23 protein-coding genes are annotated in these 21,977 nt (G+C 52.7%); 5 read left to right on the top strand and 18 right to left on the bottom strand.

Features of this window, described 5'->3' with window-relative positions:
• From HMPREF9412_RS32275 to trhA, 8 genes are all read right to left on the bottom strand, one after another.
• A partial coding sequence (locus tag HMPREF9412_RS32275) for a collagen-like repeat preface domain-containing protein (RefSeq protein ID WP_254664120.1) occupies window positions 1–1,186 on the bottom strand: 1,186 nt, incomplete at its 3' end.
• Between the two features lie 289 nt (window positions 1,187–1,475).
• Entirely contained in the window at window positions 1,476–2,294 is an 819-nt protein-coding gene (gene trmD, locus HMPREF9412_RS26800; RefSeq protein ID WP_009594990.1) for a tRNA (guanosine(37)-N1)-methyltransferase TrmD, read from the bottom strand.
• Between the two features lie 3 nt (window positions 2,295–2,297).
• The gene (rimM, locus tag HMPREF9412_RS26805) at window positions 2,298–2,819 is read right to left on the bottom strand and encodes a ribosome maturation factor RimM (protein ID WP_009594996.1); all 522 of its coding nucleotides are present in this window, start codon (window positions 2,817–2,819) and stop codon (window positions 2,298–2,300) included.
• Between the two features lie 112 nt (window positions 2,820–2,931).
• Entirely contained in the window at window positions 2,932–3,162 is a 231-nt protein-coding gene (locus tag HMPREF9412_RS26810; protein WP_006211360.1) for a KH domain-containing protein, read from the bottom strand.
• Between the two features lie 21 nt (window positions 3,163–3,183).
• A complete protein-coding gene (gene rpsP / locus HMPREF9412_RS26815) occupies window positions 3,184–3,456 on the bottom strand; it encodes a 30S ribosomal protein S16 (RefSeq protein WP_006211361.1) in 273 nt (90 codons plus the stop codon).
• Window positions 3,457–3,504: 48 nt separating this feature from the next.
• Window positions 3,505–4,887, bottom strand: coding sequence for a signal recognition particle protein (gene ffh, locus HMPREF9412_RS26820; protein WP_009594989.1), 1,383 nt, complete (start codon window positions 4,885–4,887; stop codon window positions 3,505–3,507).
• A 21-nt stretch (window positions 4,888–4,908) separates the two neighbouring features.
• The gene (locus HMPREF9412_RS26825; protein WP_009594991.1) at window positions 4,909–5,265 is read right to left on the bottom strand and encodes a putative DNA-binding protein; all 357 of its coding nucleotides are present in this window, start codon (window positions 5,263–5,265) and stop codon (window positions 4,909–4,911) included.
• A gap of 137 nt (window positions 5,266–5,402) precedes the next feature.
• A complete protein-coding gene (gene trhA, locus HMPREF9412_RS26830; RefSeq protein WP_009594983.1) occupies window positions 5,403–6,050 on the bottom strand; it encodes a PAQR family membrane homeostasis protein TrhA in 648 nt (215 codons plus the stop codon).
• 457 nt (window positions 6,051–6,507) lie between these two features.
• On the opposite strand from trhA, the gene HMPREF9412_RS26835 reads away from it, so the two are divergent.
• The 5 genes from HMPREF9412_RS26835 (at window position 6,508) to HMPREF9412_RS26855 (ending at window position 10,345) form a co-directional block, all read left to right on the top strand.
• Entirely contained in the window at window positions 6,508–7,536 is a 1,029-nt protein-coding gene (locus HMPREF9412_RS26835) for a glycosyltransferase (RefSeq protein WP_009595000.1), read from the top strand.
• Window positions 7,533–8,705: a glycosyltransferase family 2 protein gene (locus HMPREF9412_RS26840; RefSeq protein WP_009594986.1), complete on the top strand. Its 1,173-nt coding sequence runs from the start codon at window positions 7,533–7,535 to the stop codon at window positions 8,703–8,705. The genes HMPREF9412_RS26835 and HMPREF9412_RS26840 overlap by 4 nt, the downstream gene beginning before the upstream one ends.
• A 24-nt stretch (window positions 8,706–8,729) precedes the next feature.
• Complete coding sequence (locus HMPREF9412_RS26845; RefSeq protein ID WP_009594998.1) at window positions 8,730–9,740, top strand: polysaccharide pyruvyl transferase family protein; 1,011 nt, start codon at window positions 8,730–8,732, stop codon at window positions 9,738–9,740.
• Window positions 9,741–9,759: 19 nt separating this feature from the next.
• Window positions 9,760–10,080: a hypothetical protein gene (locus tag HMPREF9412_RS26850; RefSeq protein WP_009594995.1), complete on the top strand. Its 321-nt coding sequence runs from the start codon at window positions 9,760–9,762 to the stop codon at window positions 10,078–10,080.
• 61 nt (window positions 10,081–10,141) lie between these two features.
• Window positions 10,142–10,345 carry a hypothetical protein gene (locus HMPREF9412_RS26855; RefSeq protein WP_009594997.1) on the top strand — a complete coding sequence of 68 codons (204 nt, stop codon included), beginning with the start codon at window positions 10,142–10,144 and terminating at the stop codon, window positions 10,343–10,345.
• Window positions 10,346–10,449: 104 nt separating this feature from the next.
• Here the strand turns inward: HMPREF9412_RS26855 and ftsY are convergent, their stop codons facing one another.
• From ftsY to fapR, 10 genes are all read right to left on the bottom strand, one after another.
• Window positions 10,450–11,451 (bottom strand): signal recognition particle-docking protein FtsY, encoded by a 1,002-nt coding sequence (gene ftsY / locus HMPREF9412_RS26860; RefSeq protein WP_009595001.1) that lies wholly within the window; start codon window positions 11,449–11,451, stop codon window positions 10,450–10,452.
• Window positions 11,452–11,477: 26 nt separating this feature from the next.
• On the bottom strand, window positions 11,478–15,047 hold the full coding sequence (gene smc, locus HMPREF9412_RS26865; RefSeq protein ID WP_009594988.1) for a chromosome segregation protein SMC: 3,570 nt from the start codon (window positions 15,045–15,047) through the stop codon (window positions 11,478–11,480).
• A 207-nt stretch (window positions 15,048–15,254) separates the two neighbouring features.
• Window positions 15,255–15,953, bottom strand: a complete 699-nt coding sequence (gene rnc, locus HMPREF9412_RS26870) for a ribonuclease III (RefSeq protein WP_036663972.1) — start codon at window positions 15,951–15,953, stop codon at window positions 15,255–15,257.
• Between the two features lie 12 nt (window positions 15,954–15,965).
• Window positions 15,966–17,204, bottom strand: a complete 1,239-nt coding sequence (gene fabF, locus HMPREF9412_RS26875) for a beta-ketoacyl-ACP synthase II (RefSeq protein ID WP_009594987.1) — start codon at window positions 17,202–17,204, stop codon at window positions 15,966–15,968.
• A gap of 158 nt (window positions 17,205–17,362) precedes the next feature.
• The gene (gene acpP / locus HMPREF9412_RS26880) at window positions 17,363–17,596 is read right to left on the bottom strand and encodes an acyl carrier protein (RefSeq protein ID WP_006211375.1); all 234 of its coding nucleotides are present in this window, start codon (window positions 17,594–17,596) and stop codon (window positions 17,363–17,365) included.
• A gap of 110 nt (window positions 17,597–17,706) precedes the next feature.
• Window positions 17,707–18,456, bottom strand: a complete 750-nt coding sequence (gene fabG, locus HMPREF9412_RS26885) for a 3-oxoacyl-[acyl-carrier-protein] reductase (RefSeq protein WP_009594984.1) — start codon at window positions 18,454–18,456, stop codon at window positions 17,707–17,709.
• 46 nt (window positions 18,457–18,502) lie between these two features.
• Window positions 18,503–19,435: an ACP S-malonyltransferase gene (gene fabD, locus HMPREF9412_RS26890; protein WP_009594994.1), complete on the bottom strand. Its 933-nt coding sequence runs from the start codon at window positions 19,433–19,435 to the stop codon at window positions 18,503–18,505.
• 51 nt (window positions 19,436–19,486) lie between these two features.
• Complete coding sequence (locus tag HMPREF9412_RS26895; RefSeq protein ID WP_009594985.1) at window positions 19,487–20,476, bottom strand: beta-ketoacyl-ACP synthase III; 990 nt, start codon at window positions 20,474–20,476, stop codon at window positions 19,487–19,489.
• A gap of 8 nt (window positions 20,477–20,484) precedes the next feature.
• Window positions 20,485–21,471: a phosphate acyltransferase PlsX gene (gene plsX / locus HMPREF9412_RS26900; RefSeq protein ID WP_009594999.1), complete on the bottom strand. Its 987-nt coding sequence runs from the start codon at window positions 21,469–21,471 to the stop codon at window positions 20,485–20,487.
• A 24-nt stretch (window positions 21,472–21,495) separates the two neighbouring features.
• The coding region (fapR, locus tag HMPREF9412_RS26905) for a transcription factor FapR (RefSeq protein ID WP_009594992.1) at window positions 21,496–21,977 on the bottom strand (482 nt) is incomplete at its 5' end.

Genomic DNA, 21,977 nt, shown 5'->3' on the forward strand with positions numbered 1-21,977 from the left:
GTTGCTCCCGTGGCTCCTGTTGCCCGGTTACCCCTGTTGCTCCTGTTACCCCCGTTGCACCCGTGGCTCCTGTTACCCCGGTGGCTCCTGTTGCTCCTGTCACTCCTGCCGCTCCTGTTGCTCCCGTTGCTCCTGTTGCTCCTGTAACTCCCGTTACCCCTGCTACTCCAGTGGCTCCGGTAGATCCCGTTGCCCCGGTTACTCCTGTAGCTCCGGTTGCACCCCTTGCACCCGTTGCTCCCGTTGCTCCTGTTGCTCCTGTCGATCCTGTCACACCCGTCAATCCCGTCGCTCCGGTTGCTCCTATCTCGCCTGTCATTCCCGCTGCACCTGTTACTCCTACCGCTCCCGCCGCTCCTCTTGCACCTGCTGCACCCGTCGCTCCCGTTGACCCCGCTGCACCAGGAACACCCGGTACTCCTTGGGGACCTGCGGCTCCTGTTTCACCCGTCGGTCCCGTTAGATCTTGTACATTTTCAGCGAAATCCTGCATCATCATACTTTGAACGCTTTCGGCACTTATTCTTGAAACAGATAACAAAGAAAACAACAACCCATTCCGATCAGTTGTCGGTATATCCAAAGTTGTTACCGTTTCTCCAAGCATATTGGTATAATTCATCAATCGATCATTCACTTGCATAGGAGACGCGCCTTCCACCAGTGATGCTATTACGTCCTGAGGCGCTGTCTGCAAAGCTTCCCGCTGCGCTGCTGAAGCCCCCAATAGGGACAATTGTTGATTGATGTCTTCAAAAACAACTCCTAATCTATTCGCGGATTCCATCCCTGGATTCGTCACTGCGTCCGCAATATATAACGGGAGATTATCGACCAAGTTGTGTAATGGGATCAAATCCATTCTTTCTTGTGCATAACCCCATCTGTTGAGAGAACTGCTAATTTCAAGAACGGATGATCTAATCAATCTTCCTATTCCGATGCGCTCGGCATAAGAAAGGATAAGTACTGCAAAAAAGTTTATTCGATCTATAATTTCTCTGCTATTGTTCATATTAGAAATAACCAATACTTGTTCAGCGGCCATACGAATAAATCGCTTTTCGCTTCTAGAGAGTGACATATTGGAAGACAACAATTTTTGGATCCGTTGAACTTGTCTTTTTAGCCGAATGAAGTTTTCATTTACCGGTTGCTCAATGAATATGCGGACAAGTACTCTCAACTGGCGAAACGACCAAACCAGGCGGCTCAACCAAAGCTCTCTTAACCTCGTTCGCCTGGGCACTGTTTTTCGTGAAGTCGTGCACTTCAATTTGCCGCGATTTCCTCTCCGTGGGGAATCCAATATGCTTCACTCCTCGTTCTGCTTCTCTGGACTCAGCAAACACCCATATCTGCAGACTATTCACTGGGCGAACAATAGGTTCGAAATCTCACAGTTGAGCCGCAACAAAAAAAGAGAAGGCCCATTTACGAGAAGCCCTCTCTTTTCGTCATCCAAGTTATTCGTTTCATTTTCCCTTGCCGCTTTGGGCACGTAATTTCTCAAGATACGTCTTATCCTGTTTCGAAAGCTCCAGTCCCTCCAACAATTCAGGGCGTCTTTCCCATGTCCGTTTAAGCGCTTGTTCACGGCGCCATACATCGATATTCGCATGATGACCGCTTAGCAAAATATCCGGCACCTTCCAGCCGCGAAACTCCGCCGGACGTGTATAGTGCGGGTATTCCAGCAGGCCTGTACTGAATGAATCCGTCACCGCCGAGGTTTCATTCCCAAGTACACCCGGCAGCAATCGGACGACGGAATCGATGACCACCATGGCCGGCAGCTCTCCGCCGGTAAGCACGTAATCTCCGATGGATAACTCATCCGTCACGAGAAACTCGCGGATTCGTTCATCGTAACCTTCGTAATGCCCGCATATAAACACCAGATGCTCTTCTTGAGACAACTCTTCCGCCTTCTTCTGCGTAAAAGTCTCTCCTTGCGGGCACATCAGAATGACTCGCGGAGGTTTGGCTGCGCCGGTGATTTCAGCCGAAATCTCTCCGGCAGGATGAGCTCCCTCACCATGATTCGAAATCTCATTCGGATTCGAAGCGAGGATGTCCTCTACCGCAGCAAAAATCGGGTCCGGTTTTAACACCATTCCGCCACCGCCTCCATATGGCGTATCATCGACTTGCCCATGCTTGTTCCCGGCATACTGGCGGAAATTGATGGCATTCAGGTTCACGATTTCTTTCTCGGCCGCTTTACCCAGAATACTCGAATGGAACACGCCATCAAACATTTCGGGAAACAGCGTCAACACATCAATCCGCATGGACTATAACAACCCTTCCATCAGATGCACGCGGACAAGCTTCGATTCCTTGTCGACATCCAGCACGACATCCGGTATGGCCGGGAGAAGAATTTCTTTTCCCTTAGGCGTTTTGACAACCCATACGTCATTGGCGCCTGGCGTCAAAATCTCGGAAATCGTGCCAAGCTCCTCAGCCGGTTCCTCATCCGTCATCACCTTGCAACCAATGATCTCGTGGAAATAGTACTCGTTCTCCGGAAGCTCCTCCTGAAGATCCTCGGTGATTTTCAGCAGCGAGCCCTTATATTTTTCAGCCTCGTTAATCCCATGAAGCTCCTTGAATTTCAGGACATACATGTTTTTATGAAAGCGGGATGTTTCGACCGTTACTTCAATCTTATTCCCTTTGTCGGGAACGATATACAGCTTGCTCTTCGCGGCAAAACGCTGGTCGGCAAAATCCGTATGCGGCATGACCTTAACTTCGCCGCGAATGCCGTGCGTGTTCACGATTTTGCCTACGGTATACAACTTTTCAGACATGGTCTTCCTCCTGCATCACTTAATGAACGTTCCAAGCTGGTATGACCGGCTGATTTCTTCAGCATGTACGAAAAAGGGCTAGGACATGCATCCTAACCCCCTTTCGTATATTTTAAGAAATGATATCAACGGTCACCCGTTTATCCATTTTAACTGCCGCCGATGTAACGACTGTACGCAATGATTTGGCGATACGCCCTTGTTTGCCTATGACCTTCCCGACATCGTCAGGATGCACGTACAGTTCATATACAATCAAGTGCTCCTTCTCAACGGTTTTCACAGTCACATCTTCTGGATGATCCACTAAAGCCTTAGCAATAACGCGAACTAATTCTTCCATAGATAACCCTCGCGATCAGTCTTATTTCTGATGCTTCAGCTCATGAAACTTCTTCATTACGCCCGCTTTGCTAAGCAAGTTGCGAACCGTGTCAGATGCTTGCGCACCATTTTGAAGCCAGTTCAGTGCTTTCTCTTCATCGATCTTAACTTCAGCCGGTTGAGCAACCGGATTGTAATAACCGATTTCCTCGATAAAACGGCCGTCACGTGGGGAACGGGAATCAGAAACCACCACGCGGTAGAAAGGAGCCTTGTGAGCACCCATGCGTTTCAGACGAATACGTACTGCCATTTGAAAATTCACCTCCTTCAAAAAATGTCCATTCGATATAACCGGGGCTTAACGGAACGGAAACTTCATGCCTTTTCCGCCGGTCAGGCCCTTCAGCTGCTTCAAAGCCTTGTTCTTTCCGCCTTTAGGACCCATCATATCCGAGAATTGCTTCATCACACGGCGCATTTCGTCAAACTGCTTGATGAGCCGGTTCACTTCAGCCAGCGAGGTTCCGCTGCCTGCCGCAATCCGTTTACGACGGTTGTGATTGATGATATCAGGCTGCTGCTTCTCCGCCGTTGTCATGGAGTGGACAATTGCCTCGATGCGTCCCATCTGCTTCTCGTCAACCTTGAGATCCTTGGCTTGCTTCATCTTGCCCATGCCGGGAATCATATCCATCAGCTGATCCAGAGGACCGAGTTTCTTCACCTGATCCATCTGCTCCAGGAAATCCTCGAACGTAAATTCGGCATTGCGCATCTTACGTTCCATTTCCTTGGCCTTGTCCGCATCAATGTTCGATTGTGCTTTCTCGATAAGAGACAGCATATCGCCCATGCCGAGGATCCGCGATGCCATCCGTTCCGGATGGAACGGCTCGAGCGCATCAATCTTCTCCCCGAGCGCCGCAAATTTAATCGGACATCCGGTAACGGCCTTAACCGAGAGGGCAGCACCGCCTCGGGTGTCACCGTCCAGCTTTGTCAGCACGACGCCCGTGAGCGTCAGCTGCTGGTTGAAGCTTTCCGCGACATTCACCGCATCCTGACCTGTCATCGCATCAACGACAAGCAGGACTTCATCAGGATTCACCACGCTGTGGATCTGCTTCAATTCTTCCATCAGCTCTTCATCGACGTGCAGCCGGCCGGCGGTATCGATAATGACATAATCGTGGCCGTTATCTTTGGCATGCTGCAGGCCCTGCTTCGCGATTTCAACCGGGCTTGTCTTGTCTCCTAAGGAGAATACCGGCACATTGATCTGATTGCCGAGCACTTCGAGCTGCTTGATCGCAGCGGGACGATAGATGTCGCCTGCCACGAGCAGCGGTCGGCTGTTCTGCTTCTGAAGCAGCTTAGCCAGCTTGCCCGAGGTCGTTGTCTTACCGGCACCTTGCAAACCGGCCATCATAATGACCGTCGGCGGCTTATTGCTCTTCGCCAGTTTGGCTTGGCTTCCCCCCATCAACTCCGTCAGCTCTTTGTTAACGATGTCGATGATCACCATGCCGGGCGTAAAGCTGTCCATCACTTCCTTGCCGATGGCCTTCTCTTTTACTTTGGATACGAAATCCTTAACCACTTTGAAGTTAACGTCGGCTTCCAGAAGCGCGAGTCTAACTTCACGCATGGCGGCTGTTACATCTTCTTCGGACACCTTGCCTTTACCACGAAGCTTGCTGAACACATTCTGTAGTCTGCTGGTCAATCCTTCAAACGCCATATCCGCCACCTCCGTTCATACTTAATCCCATACTTTTAATCGTTCGACCATATCGGTCATTACATGCTTATCATGTTCGTCCAGGTCGCTAGTCTCCACCATTTCCCGAAACTTATCCAGCTCTCGGACACGCGCCTCATGCTTGCTCAGGAGCCCCAGCTTCTCTTCATAAGACTCGAGCACCTGCTCTGCGCGCTTAATATGCTCATAGACGGCCTGACGACTAATCTCAAATTCGCCGGCGATTTCACCCAGGGAAAAATCGTCATGGAAATAATATTTCAAAAAGGTCTGCTGTTTCTCTGTCAGCAGCTGCTCATAGAAATCGAACAGCAAATTGATCCGGTTCGTCTTCTCGAGCCGATTCTCCTGACTCATTTAAGGGCACCCCCTCGTCAAGGAAAAACACTTTACAGTTCGCTTAACGAACCTTATCATACATAAAACGAAGAAGGATGTCAAGCCATTTCCCTTGTCATCCTTCATCATGTGCAGAAAGCCGTCTTCCCAGCGGTTCAACCGATAGGCAGAAGGTAAATCAGTATCGCAAAAAAGTGGAGAACCGAGCCTGCCAGCACAAACAAATGCCAGATGGCATGATGGTACGGGAAACCTCTCCATACATAGAAAATGGTACCCAGCGTGTACAGCACGCCGCCAAGAACAAGCAAATTCATGCCTTGAGGCGCGACTACCGCCGTTAACGGATTCCAGGCAATGACGATCAGCCAGCCCATCGCAATGTAGAAAATCGTGGAGAGGAACAGAAACTTTTTGACAAAAAACGCTTTAAATACGACGCCGAACAGCGCGATGCCCCATACGATTCCGAAGAGACTCCAGCCCAGCGGCCCCCGGATGGCGACCAACAGGAATGGCGTATATGTCCCCGCGATAAACAAATAAATGGAAGAGTGGTCCATGAACTCAAAGAAATCCTTGGCTTTCCCGTCCCTCAAGCCGTGAACGAGCGTAGAGCTCAAATACAGCAGAAGCATCGTGGATCCGTAGATCGTAAAGCTCACAACATGCCAGGCCGTGCCCTTCAAGCTTGAAAAAACGATCAGGAGCACCAGCGCGGCAACGCTTAACGCGGCTCCTATGCCATGCGTTATTGCGTTCGCTATCTCTTCTCTGCGCGGATAAGTGTAAGTATTGGCCATAACAGTATCCTTTCGCTTGAAATCTTATAGAGGTTTTTCAAAAAGCCATCATCTACCTTCATCCAACTGAAGCGTTTTGAATAAACGCACATCGGAAGTTTAAGCTTCGGTGCTGAACACCTGACTTTCTGAACCCGACTTATACTTCATTATAAGCTCTGCCGGCATGCAAAATCCAGCGGACCCCCATATCGGCTTCTTTGGGGTAGGGACGCGTTCCGAACACAACAAGAACCTTCTTGGAATTCACGAACCTTCACTCTCCCTCTTTTTATATGAAAAGACAGGATTGAAAACGTCATATTTTAAGCAATATATGGGAAGCTGATAGATTCGTTCCGGCCAGGGGAAAGCTTGTAGAAATCAACCATTTTTCAGCGATTCGGCGCATTCGTCCAATTCTATGAAGCTAGCAACGCATATATTATCCCGAGTACAAAAGAAAGGAGGAAACCTCTTGGCTGTCATCATTTATCCGAGAACGATGAACTGGTCGTACATGAAACAGAGACCGCAGCAGCTTATGGCGCAATTGGGCTCGCTTGGTCATCAGGTTTTCTTCGAAAACCTGGCCCCGCTCGATAACGAGTTCAAAGAAATTGAACCGAATGTGTATCTGTTCACCGATACCAAAACGTTTCTGCACAAAAAGCTGCCTGCCCTCCGCAAAAAACATCCCATTGTCGTCTGGACCACCTGGTCTAAGCTCCGGACGCGCATTTCCACGCTTTTCAAGCCCGATATTACGATCTACGACTGCTGTGACGAATTTCCGCATTGGGCTAAATATGAACCGAAAATGATTGATGAGGCGGACCATGTCGTGTGTACCGCAGAGGTGATCCACACCCGGTTGTCCCTGGCTTATCCGGATAAACCGCTCACCCTGATCCCGAATGGAGCTGATTCTTCATTTTTTCATATTCCATTCAGCGAAAGACCCGCCGATCTCCCTCCGGGTCCTGTTGTTGCTTATATCGGAGCCTGGGCTTATTGGGTGGACCATGAGCTGTTCGCTAAGGCCGCCCTCCGGTTTCCGAACGTCCAGTTCGTTTCCATTGGTGCTCCTTACGGCAGCTCCGGCGATTATTCGAAGCTTCAGAACGTGCATATTCTCGGGGAAAAGCCGCACCAAGAGCTGAAGCGTTACCTTACTCATATCGACGTTGCATTGATTCCCTTCCAGTACCATCCGATTACGCTCGCTACCAATCCGGTCAAAGCATACGAGTATATGGCTTCCGGCGTCCGGGTGCTGTCAACGGCGCTGCCGGAATGCATTGCCATGGAGCCGCACGTCACCACAGCGACGACCCATGATGATTTCCTGAGCAAGCTGGCAGCCATGCTGGATCGCCCGGATACGGCAGAGCATAAGCTCGCCCGCATAGCCTTCGCCAGAGAGAACCGCTGGGTTGAACGCGGATTGAAAGCCGATCAAGTGATCCGGCAAGCCATCATGAACAAAAGCATGAATGCCCAGTGATCCCTTACGCCATGATTCGTACGCAGCCGTTCGGCTATAGGTCCACCGATGCCGCATCTTATCGTGAGCGGGTCATTCAGGAAGTCTCAGGAACAGACCGCGAGTGGATTTTATGGAGCTGCAGCTTGTCGTTTACCCATCGGGCATCGTCGGCTCTGATCCCAATGCCGCTTCATATTCCGGACCATATCGTCTGTATATGTATGAGCGGTGCCCCGATCTATTGGAGAAGAGCCTGGCTTCTTGCCGCCCTCGCCGGCTGGAATGACAGGCTACCCGCTGCCAGATTTCTGCCTTATGATCTCCTGCCAGTCGATTCCAGCCTAACGTTACACCTGGAAGCGGCGCATAACCCACCGTATCAAAAGGAACTGGAGTATATTCTCCCCATACTGTCTGCAACACGGAGGCTAGATAGCGCCGCTGACCCCGAAGGGGCTTTATCCTCCAAATCGTCTCAGCAGCCAGAAGTCTCCATTCTCATGAGCATTCATAACATGAAGGACACTTTAGGCTGGAGCATTCGTTCCGTACTGGCGCAAACGAACGAAAACTGGGAGCTGTTAATCGGCGATGACGGCTCGGAGGACGAAAGCCTGAAGGAAGCCTGCGCTTTTCATGACGGCCGAATACGGGTGACAGCAGAATCGCGTAACCGAGGAAAGGCGATCATGATGAATCGGCTGCTTACGGAAGCAAAAGGTCACTATATTCTGGAATTGGACGGGGATGATTGGCTGGCACCCGATGCGGTTGCTCTCCTATCCGATGCGCTTGACAAAAATCCGGACGGGCTGATCGCCACGGGCAGATACGGATGTTGGGAACGAACCCGGCAGCTCGGTCCGTTATGGAGAAGGAATGTTGACTCCGGCAAGCTATATTCGATATACTCTCCGTCCTTCAATCGATCGCATGAACACGGCCACCCGCTCGTTCCCCGAATGTACCGCAAATCTTCCCTGGTCGCCGTTGGCGGCTGGCGAAATCGCGAGGATCGTTTCGGACGCATCTTCGAAGATATCGATGTGACCGCACGCGTTCTTAAACAAAGTTCGCCGATCATGGTGGATGCGCTGTTGTATCATCGCGTCATTTATGGCGGCAGCACCAGCCAACGAAGCAGCAGCCTCTTCGAAGCCTGGTATAAGCAATCCATGCAGGGTTAGCGCTTGAAAAGGAGGTGATACGTCATGCATATTGCCGCTTCCGGCTACTACGGAATGGGAAACTTCGGCGATGATTTGTTTCTTCACACCCTTCGGCAAGTATTCCACGAACACCACGTCTATCCTTGGAATTCCCGATTGGATCCCGGTCAGACGGATGCCTTTATCATCGGCGGTGGCGATTTGATCACACCTTACTCGTTCAATTCGTATTACTTCCCTTCGCAGCTCAAAGGACAACCTACCTGGGTTTACGGCGTCGGCATCGTCGATGCCTACCCGGAACACACCTGGCCTGAAGAGCAGGTATCCGCCTACCGGGAGATGATCTCCCAGGCAAAACGCGCGGTGTTCCGGGATGAACGATCGTCGGCCATCGCCAAGCGGGCTGGCTTTCACCGAAACGTCGAAACGGCCCCAGATATGGTATTCGGCTACCGTCAGCCCGACATCCCGGTAAAACGATTCTCGAATCGTCCAACGATTGGCGTTGTTGTGTTTTCCTATGAATCGTTCCCGATGGATAATATGACCAAATTGCTGGGCCATCTTGTCGCAGTAGGCTATCATGCCGTCCTTATTCCGGTCATTCATCATCCGGGGAACGCGTATTCCGATTACAACACATGCCTACAATTACAGCAGAAGGTAAGGGAGCTAACACCCGGTGCTTCCATTGAAACGCTGCCGTTTCTCATGGATATTGAGCTCACCTACCGTTTCATACAATCCGTGGACTATCTGATCTCGTTCAAGCTTCATCCATCGCTGGCCGCTTTACGCGGAGGCAAACCCGTACTGGCGCTCAGCACCATGGGCAAAGTGCACAGCCTGCTGAGCTCTTTTCATCTAGGCCAATACTTTACGGATTACCGTCAGCCGCTTGATGTGCTGGTGGATAAAACCGAGAGCTTCCTAAAATACGGCCCTGGTCACGTGCAGCAGATGATGCCGCTGATCCGGGCAGCCGAGAAAAAAAGCACAGCCTCGCTCCTCGATTTAAAGGATCACATCGAAGAGCACAACCGTTGGTAATACAGAAAGGAGAATGAGCATGTGTTGCTTCCTGTTCTGCAGAAAGCTTGCCGGACGAGTAAAAAAACTAACGCGGCAGGTCGAGCTTCTAAGCCAGGAAACCAGTCAATTAACCGATAGAGTGGAATCCCTGGAGAGCCAGGTGCTCACGGGGCTAACTATTAATCCGGAACTGACTCAGTATTTCGAAGTCCGCACCGGTCAACAGGTTCGAGTAAGCACAACGTTTGTCACCTTGGAGGGGATCGTTTTGGCCACCGCCGAAGACGGCGTTCAGCTTCGTGAAGCATCCGGTGACCTTGTGCTGATTCCGTTCGCCAATATTACTTCCGTTCAGTAATTCCCTTAGGGATCTGAAGATCGGATTCAAACTTTCATTTACGGCAAGGAGGTTAACCGATATGCGCTACGTGGATTGGCTGCAAGGATTTATCGGCTCGGAAACCGAAGTAACGGTGTCGGGAGATGTCATCATCGGCACGCTGAACGAAGTGGGCGAGGGAACCATCACCTTAAAAGTACCGCCGATCATCTATGGCCCGCCAACCGATACCGCCATCATCCCGCTTCGCTCGATTGAATTCGTTCGAATCGTCTCTTCATAAGAATATGTATGCATGGCTCTTGGACCGAACAGAACATGAAAAAGGACCGAAAGTAAGTCTTTCGGTCCTTTTCATATACCTGCTCGCTTTCGCTAGACAAGAGTTTAGCCTTGTTGTTCTGCAGCATTCTCTTCTTCTTTGATTAAACCCGCAAAGAGAGCATGCACAAACTGCTCCGAATCGAAGGTCTGGAGATCGCCCATCTTCTCTCCCAAGCCCACCAGCTTCACCGGCAAATTCAGCTCTTGACGAATCGCGATGACGATTCCGCCCTTAGCCGTACCATCGAGCTTGGTTAACACGAGGCCGGTCACGCCGCTCTTCTCGCCGAACAGTTTCGCCTGGCTCAACGCATTCTGTCCCGTCGTCGCGTCAAGGACCATCAGCACCTCGTGCGGGGCACTTGGAATTTCGCGTTGAATGACGCGGAAGATTTTGTTCAGCTCTTCCATCAGATTCGTTTTGTTCTGAAGGCGTCCCGCCGTATCGCAGAGCAGGACATCCGCCTGCCGCTGCTTGGCAGCTTGAACCGCATCAAACATGACGGCTGCCGGGTCTGAGCCGGGCTGCTGTTTAATGACTTCTACGCCAACCCGCTCTCCCCATACCTCCAGCTGCTCGATCGCACCCGCCCGGAACGTGTCTCCTGCTGCGAGCAAAACCTTCTTGCCCTCCTGCTTGTAACGATGCGCCAGCTTGCCAATCGTTGTTGTCTTGCCGACTCCGTTAACGCCCACGAACAGGATGACCGTTATTCCGTCCGGATTCTCCCGCAGCTCGTTGCTGCTGTCATCACGGAGAAGTCCCATCAGCTTCTCGGACAATACCGGCTGCAAATCGGCAGCGTCCTCGATCCGCCGTTTCTTCACCTCGGCACGAAGATCGTCCATCAGATCCATCACCGTATTGACGCCGACGTCAGCGCCAATCAGAATCTCTTCCAATTCCTCGTAGAACTCCTCATCGATCTTTTTCCGGCGAATCACCAGGTCCGATACTTTCTCGATAAACCCCTTCCGGGTTTTCTCCAACCCGTCGCGGAACTGTTTTGTTACGTTTTCCGTTTTGCTGGAAATGCTCTCTTTTAACCTCTTAAAAAAGCTCATACGTACCTCCATGTCGTTATGTTAAATTAGGCAATCTCCGCTTCCTCATTCTCAAGCTTGACGGATACCAGCTTCGACACGCCGCCTTCCTCCATCGTGACGCCGTACAGCACGTCCGCCTCTTCCATCGTTCCTTTGCGGTGGGTGACCACAATAAACTGCGTTTGTTCAGAGAATTCGCGCAGATACTGGGCAAATCGGACCACGTTCGCTTCATCTAGCGCCGCTTCGACTTCGTCCAGCACGCAGAACGGAACCGGCTTCACCTGCAAAATGGCAAACAGCAGCGCCATAGCCGTTAATGCACGTTCTCCGCCGGAGAGCAGCTGCAGATTCTGCAGCTTCTTGCCTGGAGGCTGGGCAACGATATCGATCCCCGTCTCAAGCAAACGTTCCGGATCGATCAGGATCAGGTCGGCTCGTCCTCCTCCGAACAGCTTCGTAAACACCGTGCCGAACTCGCGCCGGATGGCATCGAAGGTCTGCTTGAAGCGCTTGGACATTTCATCGTCCATTTCCTTAATGACTTGGTAGAGCGTCGTTTTTGCTTCCACCAGATCCGCCTTCTGCTCGCTCAGGAAGAGGTATCTCTCATTGACGCGCTGGTATTCTTCAATGGCCCCGAGATTGACGTCCCCCAGGGAAGTGATCGACCGCTTCAAATCACGCACTTCGTTCTGAGCGGCCGTGATGTCTTCCGGAATCGGATACCGCTGCTTGGCAAGCTCGTAGCTCAGCTCATAGTCCTCGCTTAACTTCTTCAATATATTTTCAAGCTCCACATCGAGCCGGTTTACCCCAATCTCGGTCTGGCGCAGCTGATCATCCACGGACCGCAGCTGGGTGCGCTGTTCCTTGGTTTCGCTCTCTTCCAGCTCCAGCTTCCGGCTTAGCGCGGTGCGTGCCGCCCGTTTGAATTCGAGCTGCTGCGTGGCTTCTTCCTTCTTCAGCTTGTACTGGTTCAGATCCTCGATCTGCTTCACGCTCTCGCTTTCGTTCTGACTTAAGTCTGCTTGAACGGAGGCCAGCATCGTGCGGTTCTGCTTCTGTTCCTTCTCATGGTTGTCAACATCCGATTGCAGGCGTTTCAGCTGCTCCTCCAGCGAGAAGGTTTCCTGATCCAGCTTTCCTTCGCGAACCTTGAGGGTTGTCAGCTGGCTCTGAAGCTCTTCCTTGGCCGATTCATTTGCTTTTCGGGCAAACTCTGCCGCTTGGATCGCCAGATGGGTGGACTTCTCTTCTTCCTCCAGCTCAGACAGCAGCTTCTGTGCGCGTTCACGGCTTTGCTGAATTTCCTTGGCTTCCTTCTCTTGACTGCTCTTCTCTTCGCCTGCAAGCTCGGCTTGCTCAAGAACGTGACGCAGCTCATGCTCCAGCTGCTTGCGGTCGCCCGCAGCCTGCTGTTCCTCGATCCGTTTGTCGTCTCCGGCTTTGCGAAGCTCGTCCAGCTTATCCTGAGATTCAATCATTTGATTCCGAACGCCTTCAATGCCCTGCTGGAGCTTCTCCAGCTGCTTCTCCGTTTCCGAAATTTCCTGATCGAGCTGTTCCAGCTGCCGTTTGCGTCCCAGCAGGCTGCTTGTCTTTTTATGCTGACTGCCGCCCGTCATGGAGCCGCCTGCATTGACGACGTCTCCCTCTAGGGTGACTACGCGGAATCGATAGGAGAATCGGGCCGCGATCTTATTCGCTTGCTCCAGGGTCTCGGCGATAACGACATTGCCGAGCAGACTGCCGACGATGTTGCTGTATCTGGAATCATACTTCACCAGCTCGGAGCCAAACCCTACGAACCCGGCCTCCCCTTCCGCCAAGTGCCGGTCGGATGCCGATACGTTCCTTGGACGAATAACGTCCAAAGGCAGAAATGTAGCACGGCCTAACTGGCGCTGCTTCAGGAAGGAAATCGCCTGCCTCGACACGGATTCGTTCTCCATGACGATATGCTGAACCGACGCGCCAAGGGCGGTCTCCATCGCAAGCTCCAGCTTCTCCGGCACGCGAATAAGCTCGGCCACCGCACCATGGACGCCATGGAGCACGGATTTGCGCGAAGCCTTCAGCACTTCCTTAACGCCCAGCATAAATCCGTCAAAATCGTCCTGAAGCTCTTTCATGGTATCCCGGCGGGATATTTGCGCTTCCCGCTTCTGCTCCCATTTCCGAAGGGCTCCCTGCGTCTCCTCCTGCAGTTTCTGCAGGGACTGATACCGCTCGCTTTCGCTGATGTAACCGCTGCGAAGGTCCGCAATTTCTTTGCCGAAACGTTCAATGCTTCGATCAATGCTATCTTTGCGACGGAGCAGATCTTCTTTCAGGGCTTCCCATTTGCCGGATTCCTCCTGCGCCCGGTTCATCCGCCGGTCGAGTGCCTCCTGCTGCTGGTCGGCATACCGGATTTCATTCCGCGCCTGCGCCATTTGGTTCATAAGCTCCAGCAAATTCCCCTTCAAGCTCTCTTCCTGCTGCTGGCTGATACCGCCGGTTACGCCAACCAGCTTTGCTTCTTCCGCCGACAGCTGATCCCGAACCTGGGTAAGCTCCTGCTGCAGATCCTGCAGCTTGCTCTTCATTCTCGCGAGCTCGCCTACACGCTCTTCCAGACGATGATCGCCCGAGTGCAAGCTTTCTTCCAGCTGCTCGCGCGTACGTTCCAGGTTGCGGCGGCGTTCCTTGAGCACCTCGCCATAACCCTCGCTCTTCTCGAACAGCTCACTGAACTGAAGCAGCTGACTTTGCAGATCCTCAACTTCCTGCTCCAGCTGGCGCAGGGCCGATCGGTCACTCTCCAGCTTGGCATCATGCGCGGAAACTACGGTGGATAAGGCAAGCTGCTCTTCCTTCAGCTGTTCCAGCTTGGCATTGGCCTCGCTCCATGAGGTATGTATCTGTTCGATCTGATACACGTACAGCGAAATTTCCTTGTGCTTCAGCTCCTCCCGGAGCTCCTTGTAGCGAATCGCCTTCTCGGACTGCTCTTTGAGCGGTCCGATCTGGTCCTCCAGCTCGGTGACCAAATCATGGATGCGAAGCAGATTTTGCTCCGTTTCATCCAGCTTGCGCACAGACTCTTTTTTACGAGACTTATATTTAACGATCCCGGAAGCTTCCTCAAAAATCCCCCGGCGATCTTCTGATCGTGTACTCAGAATTTCCTCAATGCGGCCTTGTCCAATGATGGAATAGGCTTCTTTGCCGATCCCGGTGTCCATGAACAGCTCCGTAATATCCTTCAACCGGCAGGACTGCCTGTTAATGAAATACTCGCTGTCCCCGCTGCGGTGCACCCGTCTGGTTACGGTCACCTCGTTAAAATCCAGCGGCAGCACATGGTCCTCATTGTCCAGCGTAAGGGAAACCTCCCCATAGTTGACCGCTTTACGCGCATCGCTTCCGGCAAAGATAATGTCCTCCATCTTGCCTCCGCGGAGGGATTTAGCGCTTTGCTCGCCAAGCACCCAGCGGATCCCGTCGGAAATATTGCTCTTGCCGCTGCCATTCGGACCTACAACGGCCGTGATTCCCCGGACAAACTCCATCTCCGTCTTGTCGGCAAACGATTTAAATCCTGCTAACTCGATCCGTTTCAAAAACATATTCGAACTATCACCTCTCCTGCTATTGTACCACAAGTAGAATCGGCTTCACCGCCGTCTTTGGACGAGGTCCATCAACGTTATAAGCAGCTGTCCCCTTAAACAAAAGACAGACAACGAAAAGAGCAAAAAACAGTCATCCTATCCGGGTCCGGTTATCCGCTTGACTGCTCTTTGCTCTTTGTTTGTCATCACATCAGCGAAGCTTTAGGCATCCGCACGTTTCAGCTGCTTTAAGGCTACCGCCGCTGCCTGCTGCTCGGCTTCTTTCTTGGATCTGCCGCTTCCGCGTCCAAGACATTCGCTTCCCATGTATACCTCCGAGACAAACTCCCGCTCATGCGCCGGTCCTCGCTCTTCTACGATACGATATTCCAGTGCGCCCATGCCGTGATGCTGGGTCAGTTCCTGAAGCTCGGTCTTATAATCGCTCATCTGCGGTCGACCGTTGACGGTCACCGTAGGGAAGACGTGGTCGCTCAAAAACCGGCGTACCGCTTCCAATCCCTGATCCAAATAAAGCGCCCCCACAAATGATTCGAATACGTCCGCAAGAAGAGCCGGGCGGGTTCGACCGCCCGTCATTTCCTCTCCTTTGCCTAGCAGAACGTAACGTCCAAAGTCCAGACTTACAGCGAATTGCACCAGGGAAGGCTCGCATACGATAGCGGCCCGCAGCTTGGTTAATTCGCCTTCCGGACGGTCCGGAAAAAGGTTGTACAAGAATTCGCTGACCGTCAGTTCCAGAACGGCGTCTCCGAGAAATTCAAGTCGCTCGTTGTCCTGGCTCTGACTGAAGCGATGCTCGTTTACATAAGATGCGTGGGTAAAGGCCTGCTTCAGCAGCATTGCATTGCGAAACTGGATTTGAAGTTTATGCTGTAACTGCTTCAGATCTCCACTCAACACACTGTCCCCTTACTCGGCGTATTTTTTCAGGATAATCGTGGCATTATGCCCGCCAAACCCGAACGAATTGGACATCACTACATCCAAATCGGCTTTACGCGGGTGATTCGGTACGTAATCCAGATCGCACTCCGGATCCTGATCCTCCAGGTTAATCGTCGGTGCAATGGTCTGGTTCTTCAAGCTCAATCCGCAGATAACCGCCTCGACACCGCCGGCGGCCCCAAGCAAGTGACCTGTCATCGACTTGGTCGAGCTCACGGCCACTTTGTATGCATGGTCGCCAAGAGCCATCTTTACGGCCTTCGTTTCCGAGCGGTCACCCACCGGCGTAGAAGTCCCGTGAGCATTAATGTAATCCACGTCTTCCGGCGCAATGCCTGCGTCGCGGATCGCCATCTTCATACAGCGGGCTGCCCCGTCCGGATCCGGCTCGGTAATGTGATGGGCATCGGCGCTAAGGCCGTAACCAATCACCTCGGCATAAATCTTGGCTCCGCGTTTCAACGCGTGCTCAAGGGATTCGATGACGAGCACGCCGGCACCTTCACCCATGACAAAACCGTCGCGGCCGGTATCGAATGGCCGGCTGGCCTTCTCCGGCTCGTCATTGCGGGTCGACATTGCGCGCATAGCGCAGAAACCAGCCATCCCCGTCGGACGAATGGTCGCCTCCGCCCCGCCGCAGATCATGACGTCGGCATCGCCGCGCTGAATCAGGCGATAGGAATCGCCGATCGAATGCGTTCCGGTAGCACAAGCCGTCACTTGGGTGGTGTTCGGCCCTTTGGCTCCCAGATTGATGGACATCTGCCCTGAGGCCATGTTGGCGATCATCATCGGAATAAAGAAGGGGCTTACACGTTTCGGGCCTTTTTCCAGCAGGATGTTATGCTGATCCTCCCAGGTTCCCAAACCGCCGATACCCGATCCGATGGAAACGCCGACCCGCTCTGCATCGGCATTCACGCCGATATCAAGACCGCTGTCCTCCAGCGCCTTCGAACCGGCTGCCACAGCTAGCTGCACAAATCGGTCCATCTTGCGGGCTTCCTTGCGGTCCATGTAATCCTCCGGGTTGAAATCCTTCATGGACGCAGCGATCTGCGTGGTGTAATCACTCACGTCAAACGCTTCGATGCGGGATACGCCGGACTTGCCTTTCATCAAACTGTTCCAGAATGTATCAAGATCTTGACCAAGCGAGGTCATGACTCCCATTCCTGTTACAACGACTCTTTGTTTCAAACAGACTCACCTCTATATGGACTGCCCGTCCATCTATGAAACCGTAAGGACTCAAAATGAACCAAGGCAGTAATAATCTATCACTTGTTAGAACTAAAGCTTTGATTGAATGTGGAGAAGTCCCGCCTTGCTAAAGAACGGGACTTAACTGTAATGACTTAGGTATGAGATTGTATGTAGTTTACAACTTCACCTACGGTCGTAATTTTCTCCGCATCTTCATCAGAGATCTCCATATCAAACTCATCTTCCAACTCCATCACCAATTCAACTACATCGAGAGAATCAGCTCCAAGGTCGTCTTTGAAAGATGCTTCTAATGTTACGTCGGCTTCGTCAACACCCAGGCGGTCGATAACGATGCGTTTTACGCGTTCCAATACATCGGACATCCGGCTCACCTCCTCTTGGTCATTATACGAGATATGACTTCAAATTGCCATAGAAGGCATTTGAAAACGATTTAGCGCCCGGCGCGTCAAGCGCCGGAACAGCAGCGGCTCTACATGTACATGCCGCCATCCACATGCAGCACCTGTCCAGTCATATAAGACGCGCTGGAAGATGCTAGGAAAGTCACCACGCCGGCAATCTCTTCCGGCTGGCCTAAACGGGCCAGCGGAATTCCGCCAAGCAGGCCTTCGCGCATGTCCTCGGGAAGTTCACGAGTCATGTCGGTATCGATAAATCCTGGCGCTACCGCATTTACCGTAATGCCACGGGAAGCCAGCTCCCTCGCGGCTGATTTGGTCAGACCGATGACGCCGGCTTTGGCCGCGACATAATTGGCCTGTCCCGGATTGCCAAGCGCTCCGACAACGGAGGATATGTTGATAATGCGTCCATAGCGCTGCTTCATCATGGGACGCGTCACCGCTTTGAGGCAATTGAATACCCCTTTCAGATTCGTTTCGATCACCTGATCGAACTCCTCTTCCTTCATGCGCATGATTAGATTATCTCTAGTAATCCCTGCATTATTCACCAAGATATCAATTCGACCAAAAGTCTCTAACACCTGCTTAACCATCGCATCGGCTTCCTCGGTCCGTCCGACGTTGGATTTAACCGCGATCGCCGAAACGCCCTTTGCACGAATCGCCTCCACAACCTCGGTTGCGGCCGCTTCGCTTCCTGCATAATTGACAGCAACGTTCGCGCCCAGATCGGCAAGTGCGAGAGCAATGCTCCGGCCGATTCCTCGGGAAGCACCCGTAACAAGCGCAGTCTGTCCTTTTAGAGCTTCACTCATACCTATTCCTCCTTTCCAGAGTGATCCGGTTGACATCAAAAGCTGTTTAAACAACCGTCTCCAAACTGTTGACGCTCTCCAGACTATTCACATTCATGACTTTGACGGATTTGTCAATTTTCTTGATCAAACCGCTGAGAACACTGCCGGGGCCAATCTCGACGAAGGTGTCCACGCCTTGAGCGATCATCCACTCCACGCTGTCATGCCACAGCACAGGGGAATAGACCTGCTCCACCAGCAAACCGCGGATGGCAGCGGCATCTTCCACCGGACGGGCCGTCACGTTGGCAACCACCGGTACGGAAGGTGCGTTGAACGAAGCCTGCGCCAGTTTGCCGGCCAGACGCTCTGCCGCCTCCTTCATTAAGGAAGAATGGAAGGGGCCACTGACTTCCAGCGGGATGGCCCGCTTGCCGCCGGCTTCCTTGACTCTTTCTGCAGCAGCTGCAACGCCTTGAGCCGAACCGGAGATGACGATTTGCCCCGGGCAGTTCATGTTCGCAAGCTCTACGACATGCCCCTCTGCCGAAATGCCCTTGCACAGCTCGGCCAGGGCCTCCCGGTCTGCGCCGAGAACGGCTGCCATGGCGCCTTGTCCTCCCGGAACGGCAGCTTCCATGTATTCGCCGCGTGTTCTAACGATCGACACGGCTTCTTCGAACGAGAGCACGCCTGCGCATACAAGCGCACTGTACTCGCCGAGGGAATGGCCCGCAACGTAATCCGGCACGATTCCTTTGCCGCGAACGGCTTCCAGATAAGCCATGCTGGTTGCGAGCAGAGCCGGCTGCGTATTGACGGTTTGCTTCAAATCTTCATCAGGGCCATTAAAAATAATGGAGCTGAGCGGAAATCCAAGCTGAGCATCCGCGGTTAGAAATAGATCGCGTGCGGAAGGAACCGCATCATAGGCGTCTTTTCCCATTCCGACGGACTGAGCGCCCTGACCCGGAAATATAAATGCTGTTTTACCCAAAATCGTTGGCTCCCTTCTCTTCTTTCACTAGTCCTGTTAAATCCATTCGGTTTACCAGATGAGTACGGAAGAACCCCATGTCAATCCGCCGCCAAAACCAACCATCAGCACCTTGTCCCCTTCTTTCAGGCGGCCGGACTCCTGGGCTTCAACGAGCGCCAGCGGCACGGAAGCGGCCGAGGTGTTGGCATACTTGTCAACATTGATGACGACCTTCTCCTCCGGAAGCTCCAATCGCTCCATGGCCGACTTGATAATCCGGATGTTCGCTTGATGAGGAACGAATAAATCAATATCCTTTTTGTCGATGCCTGCTTTGGATAGGACGGCTTCCGTGGCAGTGCCCATGACCCGCACCGCAAACTTGAACACTTCGCGGCCGTTCATGTAAATGTAGTGTTTGTTGGTGTTAATCGTTTCAGCGGACGCAGGCAATCTCGAGCCGCCTGCCTCGATATACAGATGGGCCCCGCCCGCGCCTTCCGCGCCCAGATCAAACGCCTGGAATCCGCGGCCTTCCGGCACTTCGCCTACGATCGCCGCTCCGGCGCCGTCACCGAACAGGACGCAGGTGTTGCGGTCGGTATAGTCGGTAATCCGGGACAAGCAGTCCACCCCGATGACCAGGGCGTTGTTGTACATGCCCGTTTTCACGAAGTTGGTGGCAGTGGCCAGGCCGTATACAAATCCCGAGCAGGCCGCGGACAGGTCAAATGCCGCTGCTTTCTTGGCTCCAAGCCGATCCTGGAGCAAACAAGCGGTCGATGGAAAGAACATATCCGGCGTAATGGTCGCCACAATAATCAATTCCAGATCCTCAGCCTGCATGCCGGCGGATTTCAACGCATTCACAGCAGCGTGATAAGCCAAATCCGAAGTCGCTTCGTTCGGCGCGGCAATATGCCGCTCGCGGATCCCCGTCATCGAGACGATCCATTCGTCGCTAGTATCTACCATTTTCTCTAAATCGCTATTGGATAAAATCTTTTCAGGCACGTATTTGCCTGTGCCAATAATACCGACCGGACGCAAATTGTTCATTTCCTCACTCACTTCCCGCTGATTTCATTCGAAATACTCTCTACCAACCGGTTCTGCAGTGCCGTTCGGGCTTGACGAACCCCATTCTTGATGGCGTTCGCATCCGACGAACCGTGGCTCTTGACAACCAGGCCGCCCAGACCAAGCAGCGGCGCACCGCCATGCTCCTTATAATCGAGCGTCGATTTCAGGCTGCGAAGCTCCGGCATCATCAATGCGGCAGCCATCTTGGTCTTAAGGGACTTGCCGAACTGCTCCTTCAACAGCGAAAAGAGTGCACCGGCTGTTCCTTCAATCGACTTTAACAGAATATTGCCCGAGAACCCGTCGCAGACAAGTACGTCGCAAACGCCGTTCATGACATCGCGCGACTCCACATTGCCAACAAAATGAATAGGCAATTCCTCAAGCAACGGATACGCGTGTTTCGTCAATTCGTTGCCCTTGCCCGGCTCGGTGCCGACATTTAACAGCCCGACGCGAGGTTTGGCGATACCGTGCACCTTCTCGCGATACAGGCTGCCCATCAGCGCATACTGCTGCAAATGTTCCGGCTTCGAGTCCATATTCGCTCCGAGGTCCAAGGCGAGCATCCCCTTGCCGTCGAGCGTAGGAATCATTGGGGCAAGCGCGGGGCGCTCAATCCCTTTCATCCTGCCCACGACGAGCAATCCGGTCGTCATGAGCGCTCCCGTGTTGCCCGCCGAGATCATGGCATCCGCTTCGCCTTCCCGAATCATCCGCCCCGCCACGACCATCGACGCATCCTTCTTCCGGCGAACGGCCTTAACCGGCTCATCCTCCGCTTCAATGACTTCGCTCGCATGAACCACCTTCAGATTGGACGGCTTGTCCTTCAGAAAGGCTCCAATCTGGGCCTCATCCCCGACGAGGATGATCTCGGTGTCGCTCCATTCCCGTGCGGCAATCAGCGCGCCGTCGACGTTGCTCTGGGGGGCATTGTCCCCGCCCATCGCATCAACCACAATTCTCATGCCAAATTTCCTCCTTCACTTATGTCATTCCCCTGCAGATCGGTAGATTACGAAATTCCCCTGAAACACCATTTCATCAGCGACATAAGTAAACACTTCCACCTTGGCCTTCCCCTTCTGGCCGGCAATGGACCTGACGTAGGCTTTGGCAATGCATTTCTCGCCGAGGCGCACCTGTCTCAAAAACCGTATATCCGCTGAAGACGTCAATGCGATTTCTTCATTGATCACGGCAATGGCAAGCGAATTGGCCTGAGCGAACACATAATGTCCGCGGGCAATCCGCGTTTTGCTGAATACATGTTCCTCGCGGATTTCAAATATCGATATTCCGCTCTTGTCCAACTGCAGGTCAACGACATCCCCGATCACCTCTTCGAGCGACAAGGAACGAACCTGGTCATAGGAATGCTCCGCCATCTGCTTCATTCGCTCACGGAGCTCCGGGATGCCCAGTTCCATACGGTCAAGGCGTATCGTTTGAATGCTTACTTTAAGCTGGCGAG

Source organism: Paenibacillus sp. HGF5 (assembly GCF_000204455.1).
Lineage (GTDB): Bacteria > Bacillota > Bacilli > Paenibacillales > Paenibacillaceae > Paenibacillus_AQ > Paenibacillus_AQ lautus_A.

What these genes read in the sequence shown, in the direction of transcription:
- trmD (WP_009594990.1), bottom strand. Translation starts at nt 2,294, where the DNA reads ATGCGGATTGATGTGTTGACGCTGTTTCCCGAAATGTTTGATGGCGTG.
- rimM (WP_009594996.1), bottom strand. Translation starts at nt 2,819, where the DNA reads ATGTCTGAAAAGTTGTATACCGTAGGCAAAATCGTGAACACGCACGGC.
- HMPREF9412_RS26810 (WP_006211360.1), bottom strand. Translation starts at nt 3,162, where the DNA reads ATGGAAGAATTAGTTCGCGTTATTGCTAAGGCTTTAGTGGATCATCCA.
- rpsP (WP_006211361.1), bottom strand. Translation starts at nt 3,456, where the DNA reads ATGGCAGTACGTATTCGTCTGAAACGCATGGGTGCTCACAAGGCTCCT.
- ffh (WP_009594989.1), bottom strand. Translation starts at nt 4,887, where the DNA reads ATGGCGTTTGAAGGATTGACCAGCAGACTACAGAATGTGTTCAGCAAG.
- HMPREF9412_RS26825 (WP_009594991.1), bottom strand. Translation starts at nt 5,265, where the DNA reads ATGAGTCAGGAGAATCGGCTCGAGAAGACGAACCGGATCAATTTGCTG.
- trhA (WP_009594983.1), bottom strand. Translation starts at nt 6,050, where the DNA reads ATGGCCAATACTTACACTTATCCGCGCAGAGAAGAGATAGCGAACGCA.
- HMPREF9412_RS26845 (WP_009594998.1), top strand. Translation starts at nt 8,730, where the DNA reads ATGCATATTGCCGCTTCCGGCTACTACGGAATGGGAAACTTCGGCGAT.
- HMPREF9412_RS26850 (WP_009594995.1), top strand. Translation starts at nt 9,760, where the DNA reads ATGTGTTGCTTCCTGTTCTGCAGAAAGCTTGCCGGACGAGTAAAAAAA.
- HMPREF9412_RS26855 (WP_009594997.1), top strand. Translation starts at nt 10,142, where the DNA reads ATGCGCTACGTGGATTGGCTGCAAGGATTTATCGGCTCGGAAACCGAA.
- ftsY (WP_009595001.1), bottom strand. Translation starts at nt 11,451, where the DNA reads ATGAGCTTTTTTAAGAGGTTAAAAGAGAGCATTTCCAGCAAAACGGAA.
- smc (WP_009594988.1), bottom strand. Translation starts at nt 15,047, where the DNA reads ATGTTTTTGAAACGGATCGAGTTAGCAGGATTTAAATCGTTTGCCGAC.
- acpP (WP_006211375.1), bottom strand. Translation starts at nt 17,596, where the DNA reads ATGTCCGATGTATTGGAACGCGTAAAACGCATCGTTATCGACCGCCTG.
- fabG (WP_009594984.1), bottom strand. Translation starts at nt 18,456, where the DNA reads ATGAGTGAAGCTCTAAAAGGACAGACTGCGCTTGTTACGGGTGCTTCC.
- HMPREF9412_RS26895 (WP_009594985.1), bottom strand. Translation starts at nt 20,476, where the DNA reads ATGAACAATTTGCGTCCGGTCGGTATTATTGGCACAGGCAAATACGTG.
- plsX (WP_009594999.1), bottom strand. Translation starts at nt 21,471, where the DNA reads ATGAGAATTGTGGTTGATGCGATGGGCGGGGACAATGCCCCCCAGAGC.